The 14464-nt window shown below is 65.5% G+C and carries 11 protein-coding genes; 1 reads left to right on the forward strand and 10 read right to left on the reverse strand.

Annotation, left to right across the window (positions count from 1 at the left end; translation table 11 throughout):
- Positions 1-16: 16 nt before the first annotated feature.
- From alr to CAF92_RS03250, 10 genes are all read right to left on the reverse strand, one after another.
- On the reverse strand, positions 17-1246 hold the full coding sequence (gene alr / locus CAF92_RS03205; RefSeq protein WP_046615225.1) for an alanine racemase: 1230 nt from the start codon (positions 1244-1246) through the stop codon (positions 17-19).
- Positions 1247-1280: 34 nt separating this feature from the next.
- A complete protein-coding gene (locus tag CAF92_RS03210) occupies positions 1281-2888 on the reverse strand; it encodes a 5-guanidino-2-oxopentanoate decarboxylase (protein WP_085599171.1) in 1608 nt (535 codons plus the stop codon).
- Positions 2881-4998, reverse strand: coding sequence for an acetate--CoA ligase family protein (locus CAF92_RS03215; RefSeq protein WP_085599173.1), 2118 nt, complete (start codon positions 4996-4998; stop codon positions 2881-2883). Before CAF92_RS03215 ends, CAF92_RS03210 begins: the two co-directional genes overlap by 8 nt.
- A gap of 17 nt (positions 4999-5015) precedes the next feature.
- Positions 5016-6176, reverse strand: coding sequence for an acyl-CoA dehydrogenase family protein (locus tag CAF92_RS03220; protein WP_015270769.1), 1161 nt, complete (start codon positions 6174-6176; stop codon positions 5016-5018).
- Positions 6177-6209: 33 nt separating this feature from the next.
- On the reverse strand, positions 6210-7004 hold the full coding sequence (locus CAF92_RS03225) for an enoyl-CoA hydratase/isomerase family protein (protein ID WP_085599175.1): 795 nt from the start codon (positions 7002-7004) through the stop codon (positions 6210-6212).
- A 339-nt stretch (positions 7005-7343) separates the two neighbouring features.
- The gene (locus tag CAF92_RS03230) at positions 7344-8750 is read right to left on the reverse strand and encodes an amino acid permease (RefSeq protein WP_085599177.1); all 1407 of its coding nucleotides are present in this window, start codon (positions 8748-8750) and stop codon (positions 7344-7346) included.
- A 217-nt stretch (positions 8751-8967) separates the two neighbouring features.
- A complete protein-coding gene (locus tag CAF92_RS03235) occupies positions 8968-11220 on the reverse strand; it encodes an ATP-binding protein (protein ID WP_085599180.1) in 2253 nt (750 codons plus the stop codon).
- Positions 11217-11993 carry an ABC transporter substrate-binding protein gene (locus tag CAF92_RS03240; protein WP_085599182.1) on the reverse strand — a complete coding sequence of 259 codons (777 nt, stop codon included), beginning with the start codon at positions 11991-11993 and terminating at the stop codon, positions 11217-11219. The genes CAF92_RS03235 and CAF92_RS03240 overlap by 4 nt, the downstream gene beginning before the upstream one ends.
- Complete coding sequence (locus CAF92_RS03245; protein ID WP_012271826.1) at positions 11990-12706, reverse strand: response regulator; 717 nt, start codon at positions 12704-12706, stop codon at positions 11990-11992. The genes CAF92_RS03240 and CAF92_RS03245 overlap by 4 nt, the downstream gene beginning before the upstream one ends.
- A gap of 75 nt (positions 12707-12781) precedes the next feature.
- Positions 12782-13426 carry a TetR family transcriptional regulator C-terminal domain-containing protein gene (locus CAF92_RS03250; protein WP_046615218.1) on the reverse strand — a complete coding sequence of 215 codons (645 nt, stop codon included), beginning with the start codon at positions 13424-13426 and terminating at the stop codon, positions 12782-12784.
- A gap of 102 nt (positions 13427-13528) precedes the next feature.
- Between CAF92_RS03250 and CAF92_RS03255 the strand changes: the two genes are divergently transcribed.
- Entirely contained in the window at positions 13529-14275 is a 747-nt protein-coding gene (locus CAF92_RS03255) for an enoyl-CoA hydratase (protein WP_085599184.1), read from the forward strand.
- Positions 14276-14464 lie beyond the last annotated feature (189 nt).

Consider the following 14464-nt stretch of genomic DNA (forward strand, 5'->3'; position numbering starts at 1 on the left):
CCCTTCATTGGCGGTTTCAGTCGACGAGAATCTTCGGGTTGGAACTGCCCCATACGGTGTAGAGGTCGGCGAGCAGCGCGCCGTTGATTTCCTCTATCTCGGCCTGTGTGATCTCTCCCCCGGCCTGTTTGCCGAACAGCACCACTTCGTTGCCACCCTTGACATCGGGGAAGTCGGTGACATCGACCATCAAGGTGTTCATCGACACCTTGCCCACTACTGGCACACGGTGGCCGTTGATCAGCACATGGCCTTTGTTGGTGAACACCCGGCGATAGCCATCGGAGTAGCCGACGGTGATGTTCGCCAGGCGCGAATCACGCGCCAGGGTAAAGGTGCGGTCGTAGCCGACGGTGTTGCCAGCCGGGTAGCTGTGCACCGCTGCCACGTGCGACTTGAACTGCATGACACGTTGATATTCGGTATGCGTCGGCACGGTGTCGCCGAACAACGCGCCGCCGGTGCGCACCATGTCCAGGCGCGCTTCCGGCACTTCCAGCGTAGCGAAGGAGTTGGCGGCATGCAGGGTGAGCTTGCTGCGATCAAGTTTGGCGTGCTTGATCAGCCAGTCGGTCTGTTCGTTGAACGCTGCCAGGCCTTTGCGCACATCGTCCTTGTCTTCCACGGCGAAGTGGGTCATCAGCGCGACCAGCTGGAGGTGCTTCTGGTCGGTGATCTGCAGCGCTTCACCACGGCCGGACCAGGTAGCCATCTCCACGCCGTTGCGGCTCATGCCACTGGAATTGAGCGCCAGATGGATGCGCAGGGTCTTGCCGTGGCGTTCGGCGAGGGCATCGAGCTGGCGGGCGAACTCGGCGCTGCCGACCAGTTCTTCCATGTCGTACTGCAAGGCATCTTCAACTTCGCCGAGGCTGGCCAGGCGTACCCGCACCAGTTGCCCGGTAAAGCCACTGGCGCGCACCACCCGGGCCTCTTCGTTGCTGGCCACCGCCACGCAAGGCACGCCCTGGGCGATGATCGACGGCATCACCAGACCGATGCCATGGCCATAGGCATCGGCCTTGAGCACGGCGCACAGTTTGGACTTGCCGCCCAGCTCGGCCTGCAGGGTGCGGATGTTGTGTTGCAGGGCGCCGGCACTGATTTCGACCCAGGCGTTGCTGTTCTGCACGGTCAGGGCCGTGGTGCCGTTGTCCATCGACAGGGGTGGTGCGGCGTACAGCGGGGCCTGGCCGGTGATCAGCAGAGCGAGGGATGCAGCCAGGAGGGTACGGCGAAATGGCATGGTGGTTTCTCTTGTTGTTCGTGGTGTCTGCCGCTTAGCAGACGCAGGTGTGTTTGAGTTCGATGAAGGTGACGCCGGGGGTGGCGAAACCGCTGGCCAGATCGGCCTGCAGCGCATCCAGATCACGCGGCTGGCGCACCGTGCAACCAAAGGCACGGGCCAGGCCGATGAAGTCCGGATTGCGCGGCAGTACGCCGACCGGCTCGATGTCCAGGTCGAGCATGTCGTCACGGATCTGGCCAAGGGCGTCATTGTTCCACAACAGCACGACCAACGGTCGGTCCAGCTCCTCGACTGCCGTGGCCAGCTCCTGGACGGTGTAAAGGAAGCCGCCGTCGCCCACCAGCACCAGGCCTGGGCGGTGGTCGCTGGCGAACATGCCGCCGATGCCGGCCGGCAGGCCGTAGCCGAGGGTGCCGTAACCGGTGGGATGCAGCCAGCTGCGCGGCGCCCGGCTGGCGAAGGCGTAGTTGCCGGTATAGGCCAGTTGGGTCATGTCGCTGCTGATGAAGGCGTCATCGGGCAGCACGGCGGCAATACGGTCGAGGATTGCCTGGTGCACGGCCTGCAGCGGCGCATGCCTGTTGCGGATGGCCAGCCGCAGGTTGGCCACGGCTTCGCTGGCCTGGGCTGGGTCACGGTCCAGCGCTGGCAGGTGCTCGAGCAGGCCGGCCAGGGTTTGCCGGGCATCGCCGTGCAGCGCAATGGCACAGGGGTAGAAGTCATTGAACTTGCGCGGATCGATGTCCACGCGCAGCAGCTCGCCGCTGATCGGCAGGCGCTCGCGCCAGAAGTCGGTGTCGGCCATTTCGGTACCCACTGCCAGCACCACATCGGCCTGGCTGATCAGCTGCCAGCCGGGCTCGACGCACAGGCTGGCGCCAGCATTCAGTGGTGCGTCCGCTGGCAGCAGGCCCTTGCCGGCCACGCTGGTGAACAGTGGGGCTGCCAGCCGGGTGCTCAGTTGCTGCAACTGCTCGGCCGCGTGCAATGCCCCACCACCGGCAATGATCATCGGGCGCCTGGCGGCTGCCAGCTTCACGGCAGCCTGGTCGAGGATGTCACGGCACGGCTGGCCGCGCCCGGGGCGGCGCACCACCTCATCGCTCCAGTCACGGCTGACCGGTGCGGCCAGCACGTCCAGCGGCACCGAGATATGCACCGGGCGCGGCCGTTCGCTGTCGAACACGGCCCAAGCACGAGCGATCAGCTCGGGCAGATCGTCGCCGCGCAGGGCCACGGCGGAGAACGCGGTAATCGGCGCGGTCATGGCGCGCTGGTCCTGGGTTTCGTGCAGGCAGCCCCAGCCCTTGCCCAGGCTGGCAGTGTGGTTGACGCTGGAAATCACCAGCATAGGGATGGAGTCGGCATAGGCCTGGCCGATGGCCGTGGCGGCATTGGTCACGCCCGGGCCGGTGATGACGAAGCATACCCCCGGTTTGCCGCTTATCCGGGCATAGCCGTCGGCCATGAAGCCGGCGCCCTGCTCGTGGCGGGTCAGCACATGACGGATGCCACTGCCCGGCAGACCGCGGTACAGCTCCAGAGTGTGCACGCCGGGGATGCCGAATACCGTTTCCACGCCATAGTTGGCCAGCAGGCGCACCAACGCCTGCCCGGCGGTTGGGGTGTGCTTATTCATGTCGTTCTCCTTGCGCCTGGCCGAGGCGGATCAGCGCATCGACCGCAGTGGTGCCGTGGGCACCTACCATCAATGGGTTCACATCCAGCTCCAGTAATTGCCCGGCGTTTTCGCAGGCGTAGTCGGCCACCGCGCGGATAGCCGCAACCAATGCGTCGAGGTCGGCAGCCGGGCGGCCACGGAAGCCTTGCAGCAGGCTGGCACTGCGCAGGCCGAGCAGCGCGCTACGGATGGCGTCGTCGGTGGTCGGCAACAACAGGCTGACGCTGTCCTTGAGCAGCTCGACCAGCACGCCACCGGCACCGATCACCAGGGCCAGGGCGAAGTCGTGCTCGCGCTTGATGCCGACGATCAATTCGGCCAGCGGCGGCTCGGCCATCGGTTCGAGCAGCACCTGGTCGAACGCTACCTGCGGGGCATAGGCGGCGATGCGCTGGCGCATCTGCACCAGCGCAACCTCGAGGGCAGCGGCATCGCGCAGGTTCAGCGCCACCGCACCGGCTTCGGTCTTGTGCGGCAGTTGCGCGCTGACCGCCTTCAATACCAGCGGGTAGCCGACGCGGGCGGCATCTGCCACGGCACGCTCGGGTGTGCTCAACACCCCTGCCGGTACCGGCAGGCCGAAGGCACGCAGGGCTTGCTTGGATTGCCATTCGTCCAGCAGCTGGCCCTCGCCCGCGATGGTCTGGGGGCACAGCGGCACCCGTGCGGCCTCACCCTGTTCCAGCAGCCGCTGGCGGTTGCGCTGGTAGGCGACGATGCGGCCCCAGGCTGCCAGGCCATCCTCCACACCCTGCAGGGCGGCGATGCCGCGCGCGTGCAAACGCTCGCGCGCGCAGGCGGGCAACAGCTCCGGGAATGCCGAGGTGACGAAGCCGATCTTGCCGTGGCGCTCCAACGCATCGCAGTACAGTGCCAGCAGCAGGTCGCATTCCTTGCGTTCGCCGGTGAACGCCGCCGGGTAGTCCAGCACCAGCATGGCCGCGTCGGCTGCGCCGCTCAGGGTGCTGTCGAGCATGCGTTGCAGGGCCGCTGCATCACCCCAGATGGCAGTGGTGAAATCCAGTGGGTTGACCAGGTTGGCATAGGCCGGCAGCACCTCGGCCAACTGCGCCACCTGTCCTTGTTCGAGCTTTGGCAGGACCAGCTGGTTGCGCTCGGCATAGTCGGCGATCAAGCCGGCATCGCCACCGGAACAAGCCAGGGCTATCAGCTCGCCATTCACCGGCAGGCGGCCACAGGCGGCGGCCTTGAGGGTTTCGACGAAGCTCACCGGGCCACTGACGCGGATCACGCCCAGGCGCTGGAACAGGCTGTCGTACAAGGCATCGGAGCCGGACAGCGAGCTTGTGTGGCTGAGCGCCAGTTCGGCGCCGATCTGCGACACGCCGGTCTTCAGCGCAATGATCGGCGTGCCCTGCTGCAATGCCTTGCAGGCGGCACGGGCGAAGCCCGGCACGTTCTTCAGGCCTTCCAGGTGCAGGCCGATGGCGGTTACCCGTGGGTCGTCGAGCAGCACGTCCATCAGCTCGGCCACGCCCAGTTGTGCCTGGTTGCCGACAGAGGCCATGTAGGCCACCGGCAGCGAGCGGTCGCTCATCGACAGGTTGTAGGCGAAGTTGCCGCTCTGGGTGAGGATCGCCACGCCCTTCTCCACTTGCTGGCCACCATGGGCCACCGGCCACAGGGCAGCGCCGTGCAGGTAGTCGAGCAGGCCGTAGCAGTTGGGGCCGAGCAAGGCCATGTTACCGGCGGCGGCCAGCAGGCGCTGCTGCAGCTGGCCGCCCTCTTCGCCGCTTTCGGCAAAGCCTGAGGCATAGCAGATGGCGCCACCGGCGCCGCGTGCGGCCAGCTCGGCAACGCACTGCAGAGTCAGTTCGCGGTTGGTGGCGATGAACACCGCGTCCGGGGCATAGGGCAAGTCGGCCACCCGCGCCACACAGGGGATACCTTCGAGGCTGTCATGCTGCGGGTTGACCAGCCACAGCTCGCCGCCAAAGCCACCTTCGGCGCAGCGCTTGAGCGCCCGCGCCATGCTGCGCCCGCCGACGAAGGCCAGGTGCCGGGGTGCCAGCAGGCGCTTGAGGTTGTCACGAATCGAATGCGACATGGGTGTTCTCCTGGCGCTCAGCGCAGCAGCGGGCGCAGCAGTTCGCGGGCGATGATGTGCCGCTGGATTTCCGAGGTGCCTTCCCAGATGCGCTCGATGCGTGCGTTGCGCCAGATGCGCTCGACCGGCCCTTCATCCATCAGGCCCATGCCGCCGAAGATCTGCACGGCTTCGTCGGCAACCTTGCCCAGCACTTCGCTGGCGAACAGCTTGGCCATGCCGGCCTCGCCGTCGGTCATGCTGCCCTGGTCCATCTTCCAGGCGGTGTGCAGGGTGAGCATTTCCGCAGCGCGAATCTGCGTGGCCATGTCGGCCAGCTTGAACGACACGCCCTGGTAGCTGCCGATGGCCTGGCCGAACTGCTTGCGGTCGGCGGCCCATTGCAGCGACAGGTCGAGGGCTCGCTGGGCCTGGCCCACGCAGTTGGCGGCGACCATCACCCGGCCGGCGGTGAGCCAGGCGTTGGCCACTTCCCAGCCCTTGCCGACCTCGCCCAGCACCTTGCTGGCCGGCACCCGGCAGTCGTCGAAGAACAGCTCGTAGGTGTGGTAGCCACGGTTGCTCACGCACTTGGGGCCACGGCGAATGGTCATGCCCGGCGTGCCACGGTCGACCAGGAAGGCCGTTACCGCGTTGCGCTTGCGCCCGTTGTGCTCGTAGGTGTCGGTGACGGCGAAGACGATGGCGAAATCGGCGTGGCCGGCATGGCTGATGAAGTGCTTGCTGCCGTTGATGACGAAGTCGTCACCCTGGCGCACGGCACGGGTCTTGATGGCGTTGGCATCGGAGCCGGCGCCCGGCTCGGTGAGGGCGAAGCAGTCGATCTTCTCACCCTGCACGCAGGGCAACAGGTAGTCGTTGATCTGCTCGTCCTTGCAGGCCATGAGGATTTTCGATGGCCGCGCGACGAACACGTGCAGGGCCCAGGACACCTTGGACAGTTCGCGCTCGATCAGCGCCTGGGACAGATAGTCCAGGCCACCGCCGCCGACCTCCTCGGGCATGTTGAAGGCATAGAACCCGGCGGCGATGGCCTTGCCGCGGATCTGCGCAGCCAGCTCGGGCGACACGGCATCGGCGCGGTCCACTGCCTCCTCATGGGGCAGCAGCTCCTTGGCGACAAAACTGCGTACCGCTTCCACCAACATTTCTTGTTCTTGGGTCAGTTGGAAATTCATCTGCGAAGGTCCTGGTGAGGGTCGGTTATCGGGTTACTGGCCGGTGAAACGGGGTGCGCGGCGCTCCACCGACGCTCGCAGCGCCTCGGCACCGTCCTGGCTGCGGCCGCACAGCAGGCCGGCCTGGCGCTCGGCTTCCAGCTGCTCGGCCAGGGTGCGCCGGGCGCCATCGCGGATCAGCCGTTTGGTCTGCGCGTAGGCGAAGGTAGGGCCATTGGCCAGGCGCCCGGCCAGCTCGGCGGCCACGGCGGGCAGTTGCTCGTCGGCGCAGACTTCGCTGACCAGCCCGGCCGCCAAGGCACGTTCGGCACCCCACAGCTCATCGAGGAACAACAGGCGCTTGGCCTGCTCGCTGCCGATCAGCCGTGGCAGGTGCCAGCTGGCACCGGCGTCGGGGCTGTAGCCCATGCTGGTGTAGCCGGCCTTGAAGCGCGCCGAGGCCGCGGCGATGCGCAGGTCGCAGCACAGGCTGAGGTCCATGCCACCGCCCACGGCGGTGCCGTTGATGGCAGCGATGGTGGGCTTGTCGAGGCTGTGCAGGCGCAACATCAGTGCGTGGGCGGTTTCGGTCCAGCCGTAGCTTTCCAGGGTGCCCTGGGCCTCGGCCGCGGCCCATTCGGCAAGGTCGGCACCGGCGCAGAAGCTGCGGCCGCTGCCGGTCAGCACCACCACGCGCACGGCCGGGTCGCTGTTGCAGGTTTCCAGCAGAGTGTGCAGTTGCTTGAGGGTGGGGATGTCCAGCGCATTGCGCTGCTCGGGGCGGTTGAGGGTGATCCAGGCAACGCCGGCTTCGACCTTGCTCAACAGTGACGACGACGGGGTGGTCATGGGGGGCCTCGGTGTTGTTGTGATGGTTTGAGAGGGCTTGATGAGGGAGATACTAAACGAGTGTTCAACAAGGCGGCAATTGGGTGGGGATGGGGCTGTAACAACGCTTGAAAACGATATATGTCGTTGTTTTTATTAGTTTTATTTGTTGGATCAAGGTTGAGATAGGAGGTGGTTGTTACAACTTTGTACAACTGGCGGATTGCTGGGGGCGCTTTGCGCCCCATCGCGATACAAGGCCGCTCCCACAAGTCATTCGCAGACTTCAGGTCTGCGCGGTACCTGTGGGAGCGGCCTTGCGTCGCGATGGGCTGCGTAGCAGCCCCCGAGGTTGAAACCTCAAACCCCCGGCACGCTCGGCTCGAAGGCCCCCTGCCGACGGCGGTTGACGAAGAAGTACGCCGCATAGCACAGGGCAATGAAGCCAAAGCCCCAGTACAACGACGGCCGCTGGGTTTCATCCAGCGCCAGGAACACGAACAGCGAGCTGCACAGGGTGATGCACAGCAGCGGCACCAGCGGGTACAGCGGCGCCTTGTACTTCAGGTCCTGCAGTTGCCCACCTTCACGCAGGTAGACCTTGCGGAAGCGGTACTGCGCCAGGGCGATGACGATCCAGGTCACGGTGCCGGACATGCCACTCACCGCCATCAACACCATGAACAGGGTGTCGGCAGCAATGAAACTGGTCATCAGCGAGATCAGCGCAAAGCACAGGGTGATGCTCAGCGCCCGCAACGGCACGCCACGCTTGCTCAACGGCGACAGGCTTTTCGGCGCCATGCCGCTCTTGGACATGGCCCAGAGGATGCGCGTGGAGGCATACAGCCCGGAGTTGCCCACCGAAAGGATGGCGGTGAGGATGACGAAGTTCATCAGGTCGGCGGCAAAGGGAATGCCGACCATGTCGAACACCTGCACGAACGGGCTTTCCATCAACCCGGCCTGCTCGAACGGCACGATGGCCGAAAGCACGGCAATCGCCAGCACGTAGAAGATCAGCACGCGGAACACAACGTTGCGCACGGCCCGTGGGATGCTCTTTTCCGGGTGCTCGGTCTCGCCGGCCGCCACTCCCATGATTTCACAGCCCTGGAAGGCATAGACCACGGTCATCATCACTGCGAACACTGCCGACAGGCCATGGGGGAACAGCGACTCGCCCACCAGGTTGTCCAGCATCGGTGCCGGCGCCCCGCTGCTCAGCGGGATGGCGCCAAAGATTACCAGCAGGCCGATGATGATGAAGCCGAGTATGGTTGCCACCTTGATCCCCGAGAACCAGTACTCCGCCTCGCCGAAGGCACGGGTGGCCAGGGCGTTGAGGCCGAACAGCACGACCACGAACAGCGCCGACCAATACCATATCGGCACCTCCGGGAACCAGCGGGTCATCAGCATGCCGGCGGCAGTGAACTCCAGGCCCACGGTGGTGGCCCAGCTCATCCAGTACACCCAGCCGATCATGAAGCCGGTGGCCGGGCCGATGAACCTGGTGGCGTGGGCCTGGAACGAACCGGACACCGGCATCTGCACCGACAGCTCGCCCAGGCAGACCATCACCAGGTACATCAGCAAACCCGCGACCAGGTACGCCAGGATCGCGCCTATCGGGCCGCCCTGGTTGATGGTCACGCCCGAGCCCATGAACAGCCCGGTGCCGATCACCCCGCCCAGCGACAGCATGAAGATGTGTCGGCTTTTCAGCGCACGGGTGAGCTGGATCTTTTCGCGGTTGTCAGTCATGGCGCACCTCGCCTTTGCGGCCGGTGCCAGGCCGCGCGTGGGTGCCGCGCGGTGTGGTAGGAAGGAGGGGCTGAGCGCTACGGCATGTCATTATTCTTGTCTCCAATAAGCCTCATGGACCGCGTGCAACACGGTTGCCATGGATTATTGGAAACGGATGTAAGGTGCCGTTGTACGAACGGATCGAAGATGTAAAAAGTCGTAAGTATTTTGTACGTCAGCTCTGGATCAACTGTTCCAGGGTGGCGCGGGCCTGGGCAAGCTCCATGGCCAGCGGCTCGCCGAGCGCGTTCAATGCCTGTTCGTCATGCTGCCGGGCAGCGTCCTCAAGACGACGCAACAGCGCAGCCATGCCAGAAAAACCCAGGGAGTCGCAACTGCCGGCCAGGCGGTGGGCCAGGTGCAGCACTTCGGTATGGTCCTGGGCAGGCAGCGCCTCGGCCAATGCCGTGGCGTGATGTTCCAGCGACTGGCGCAGCACCTTCAACAGGCCTTGCAGCTTCTGTTCACCCAGCAGCGAGCGGTGGGTGTCCAGCAATGACCAGTCCATTCTCGCGTCGATACACGCCACCTCGGTGGGCACCGCTTCGGCCAGCGCCTGGCGCAGGTTGTCCAGCCGCAGGGGCTTGGCCAGCACTCCCTGCATGCCGGCATCCAGGTACCCTGGCACTTGCCCCGGTTGCACGCCAGCCGTCAGTGCCAGGACCCGGCTGTAGCGGTTCGGCCCGGGCGTGGCACGCAGTTGCCGGCAAAGCTCCACCCCGCTCATGCCGGGCAGGTGCACGTCGAGCAGGATCAGGTCGAAGCGCCGCTGCGCGCAGGCCAGCAGGGCTTGCCCGGCGTCCTCGGCAAAGCTCACCCGGTGGCCATCGCGCAGCAGCAACCCACCGGCCACCTCGCGGTTCAATTCCACGTCCTCGACTAGCAGGATGTCCAGGCTTGCCAGAGGCGAAGGGGCTGGTGAGTTGGCCTTCACTGGCTGCCCGCGGGCCATGTCGAGTTCGAACCAGAAGCGACTCCCCTGTCCTTGCACGCTGTCCAGGCCAATGCAGCCCCCCAGTTTTTCTACCAGATGCTTGCAGATCGCCAGGCCCAGGCCGGTGCCGCCATAGCGCCGGGCCACCTCCTCGCTGGCCTGGACGAAGCGGTCGAAGACCCTGGCCTGCACAGCCGGCTCGATGCCGATGCCATTGTCGCTGACCGACACCCGCACGCGCTGCGCGCCCTGGTCACTGGCCAGTACCTGCACCACAAGCCGCACCTGGCCGTGTTCGGTGAACTTGATGGCATTGGCCAGCAGGTTGCTGAGCACCTGGCGCAGGTACTGTTCGGCACCGTGCTGGTACTCGGCCAATTGCTCGTCGATGTGCAGCTGCAGGGCGTCGCCATTGTCCCTGGCCATGGGTTCGAGCAGCGTCAGCACTTCCTGGCACAACTGGCGTAGCGAGAATCCGACCAGCTCGGCGCGGCTCTCGCCTTCCTCGAGCCGGGCGAAATACAGCACTTCGTTGAGAATCGCCAGCAGCCCCTCGCCGGCCTTGTACAAGGCCTCGACGCGCTGACGGTCGGCCACCTCCAGCCGGCCGCCGCGCAGCAGCTCGGCCATGCCGAGAATGCCGTTGAGCGGTGTGCGCAACTCATGGCTCATGGTCGCCAGAAAGCGTGACTTGGCCAGGTTGGCGGCTTCGGCCTCGTCCTTGGCCCGGGCCAGGCTGGCGGTGCGCCGCTCGACCATGGCCTGCAGTTCGTCGCGCTTGTCCTGCAGCGCCAGGCGGTCGCGCTCGCGGCGCTCGATGTCGCTGAGGATGGCGCGGCGCATGTCATCCAGGGCATTGGCCACGGTATCGATCTCGTCCGGGCGTGTCGACGGGCGGCGCCCCAGGCGCAATGGTTCCTGCCACTGGCCGGCACCAATTCGCCGGGCGAACTCGGCCATCACTTGCAGGTGGCGGGTGACCAGGCGATAGAACAGCCCCGACAGCGCCACCGCCAGGCCACACAGGAACACGCCCATCCACAGCAGGCTGGCAAGGCCAGTGGCATACAGCCGCCTGTGCACCGCGCCCAGGTCGATGCTCACTTCCAGCTCGCCAAGGTGCCTGGCCGGCCCCGAGGGCGGCTGGTAATCGAGGGGGAAGCGTTCGATGCGCAGCGGCCCCTTGGGCTCGGCGGCGCCGCGCAGCAGCTGGAAATCGTCGCTGACAAGGCGCACCCGGGCGACATCGGAAAAGTCCACCAGGCCGCGCAGTTGTGTGTCCAGCTGGGCCTCGTCCAGGTCCCACAGGCTGCGCTCCAGGCTGGCCAGGTAACCGGCGCGGATCAACGCCATGCGCGCCTCGATATCGCGCATCTCGCGGCGGTACTCGAAATACAGCTGCACCGAGCTGGCCAGCACGGTGAAGCACAGGCTGAACAGCAGGATGAACAGCAGCAGGCGGCGCAGCAAGCCATCGGTGCGCAGGCGGATCATCGGGAGTCCGCCGGCAGGTTGACCATGTCGCGGTAGGTCACTTCGCTCTGCTCCAGCCAGCGCTCGATCTCGCCGGTCTGGTTCATGCGCAGCAACTGCGCGTCGATTTCGTCCATATGCTGGCTCAAAGGCGATTGCCGTGATATCGCAACGCGCAGGTAGTCCACGCTCAGGGCCGTGGGCAATACGCGGATGTCCTGCGCCCCGGGCAGGTTTTCGATGAACAGCTGACCGGTGCGCCGCTCCTGGATCACGTAGTCGATGCGCCCACGGATCAGCTTGCCGAAGTTCTGCTGACTGGACGACACCCGTTCGATGTTCTGGTGGCGGGCGACGAAGCGGTCGAAATCGGCGCCGTAGCTTTCCCCGTAAAGCAGGCCGCCGCGGTAGCCGGCCAGGTCCTCCAGGCGCTGGAACTGCACTGGCCGCAGGCGGTTGTAGAACACCGCCACTTCCTCACGCACCACCGGCACCGTGGAAAAGCGCATGCGTTGGTCACGCTGGTCGCTGTTGTAGGCCAGCACCACGTCCACCCGCCCGGCAGCGGCGTCCATCAGGCAGCGCTTCCAGTTGCCCAGCACCACGGTCTGCACTTCGTAGCCCATGCGCGCGAACAGCTCTCGCACCACGGTGGGGGCCAGGCCACGCACCTGGTGGCCGTCACTCCAGGAAATCGGCGGGTACACCGGGTAGTCGCAATAGCGCACTGGCTGCCTTGCACTGGCTTGCAAGGCGAACAATGCCAAGGCCAGCACCCAGGGGCTGCGGGTCATGCCGCCACGCTGGCGGTGAACAGGTAGCCGGTGCCGTGGATGGTGATGATCAGCTGGGGCTCGGCCGGGTCATCGTGCAACTTGCGCCGCAGGCGGCCAACCAGCACGTCGATGGAGCGGTCGTTGGGTACCCACTCGCGGTTGCGGATCTGGTCCATCAGCTGGTCGCGGCTGAGAGTATGGCCGCTGTTGCGCAGGAACACGCTGAGCAGCTGAAACTCGCCATGGGTCAGCAGGGTTTGCCCGCCACGGGCGTCTATCAGCCGTCGGCGGTCGGTGTCCAGCGCCCAGTCGGCGAACTGCTTCAGCGATTGTGCGCAGGCCGGCGCCGGGTGCACCTCGCGGGCATGGCGCACGCGGCGGATCAGGTTCTTGGCGCGGGACACCAGTTCGCGGGGGTTGAGCGGCTTGATCACGTAGTCGTCGGCGCCGCATTCCAGGCCGACGATACGGTCGATATCGTCGTTGCGGCCGGTGATGAGGATGATGCCGACCTCCGAACGCACCCGCAGCTCGCGGGTCAGAGTGAGGCCGTCCTTGCCGGGCAGACGGATATCCAGCAGCACCAGGTCGACATCCTGGCTGCCGAGCAGGGCTTCGGCCTTTTCCGCGGTGTCGGCGCAGTGCACGTCATAGCCTTCCTGGGACAGATAGGCCTGCAGCAAGTCACGAATAAGCGGATCGTCATCGACGATCAATACCCGAGGCGTCATTGCGTGTCGTCTCTTTTTTTTATTGGTTTGTTCTACACACTCGCGACAGCAGCGTACTCGTTACTGAACAGGCGATCAACAGCCCTCCGGCAGGCTGAAGCGGCGCCGGCCACCGGCCTGCAGGCCATCGACCCAGGCCTCGCAGATCAGCACGCCCTGCTCGGGGGTGAAGGTACCGGGGTTGAGCCCCGACTCTAGCCACAGGCCATCGAGCAAGGCGCTCAGGCTGATGGCCGCCAGGTCGGCATCGAAGCCCTGCCAGCCCTCCTCCCCGGCCAGCGTGGCCAGCAGCCCGCTCAGTTCATTGCGGTATTCGCCATAGGAATGGTCATGCACCTGGTTGATCGCATCGGCGGTCTTCACCGCACCCCAGAACGCCAGCCAGGCGTCGAGCAATTGCGGGTCGAGCAGCTCGGCGCAGAACGAGGCGCGGAAGAACGCCGACAACCGTTCGCGGGCATTGGGCGCAGCCTGGGCCATGGCCTCGCGCAGCAGGCCCATCACTCGGCCGGTGACCGCCATGTAGGCTTCGGCCACCAGCTCATCCTTGCCTGCATAGTGATGGCTGATCAACCCGACCGAAACCCCGGCCTCGGCCGAAATCTTGCGGATCGACGCGCCCTGGAAGCCATGGCGCTTGAGGCATGCCAGGGTTGCCTCGACCAGGTTGGCTTTGCGCAATTCCGGCAGCATGCGGTGGTAGCGGGCTTCCTGGTTCATCGGCGGCTCTCGGGCTATGGGCTGGGCTGAACGACTGTACAACAAGCCGGACTGCGTGATAAACCCTTGCCACCCTTGCCTACAACAACAAAAGCGGCTGCCATGAACGACCTGATCACACGTGACCTGGACCAGGGCCTGCTGACCCTGGCCTTCAATCGCCCCGACAAGCTCAACGCCTTGAACACCGCCATGTACCAACGGCTGGGCGACCTGCTGCTGGCGGCAGGTGAAGACCCTGATGTCGAAGCCATCATCATCACCGGTGGGCCGCACTGCTTCAGCGCCGGCAATGACTTGCGCGACTTCCTCGACAACCCGCCTGCCGACCTGGACAGCCCGGTGTTCCGCCTGATGCGGGTGGTGATGGGCCTGGACAAACCGCTGATTGCCGCGGTCAGTGGTGCGGCAATCGGCATTGGCGCCACCTTGCTGTTGCATTGCGACCAGGTACTGGTCAGCCGTACCACCAAGCTGCGCATCCCTTTCGCGCCCTTGGGCGTGTGCCCAGAGTTCGGTTCCAGCCTGCTGCTGCCGCGTTTGCTTGGCCATGCCCGGGCAGCTCGCCTGCTGTTGGCAAACGAGTTGCTCGACGGCGAACAGGTGGTGGCCTGGGGGCTGGCCAATGAACTGCATGAAGACGGGGAACAGTGCCTGGCGGCTGCCCGGCGCCTGGCGCGGCAGCTGCAAGGCTACCCGCAGGCGGCGCTGCGCATCAGCAAGCGGCTGCTCAAGGATGGCCAACGGGCCGAGCTTGAGACGACAGTGGCGCGGGAGGCCCGGTTGTTCATCGAGTGCTTGCGCACTGAAGAAGCGCGAGCGGTGTTGCGAGGGTTGATCAAGGATTGAAAACCTGGGGCCGCGTTGCGGCCCATCGCCGGCAAGCCAGTTGCTCCCACCACAAATATCGCTCGCTTGAAGCGTCCTTTGTAGGAGCAGCCTCACTGAACCGATGAGCCCTGGGTTGTTCCATGACAGCTGGCTTGCCGGCGATGGGCTGCAACGCAGCCCCGGTAAAACTCAGAAACCCCAGTATTG

It is taken from the genome of Pseudomonas sp. B10(2017), from assembly GCF_002113295.1.
GTDB lineage: Bacteria > Pseudomonadota > Gammaproteobacteria > Pseudomonadales > Pseudomonadaceae > Aquipseudomonas > Aquipseudomonas pudica.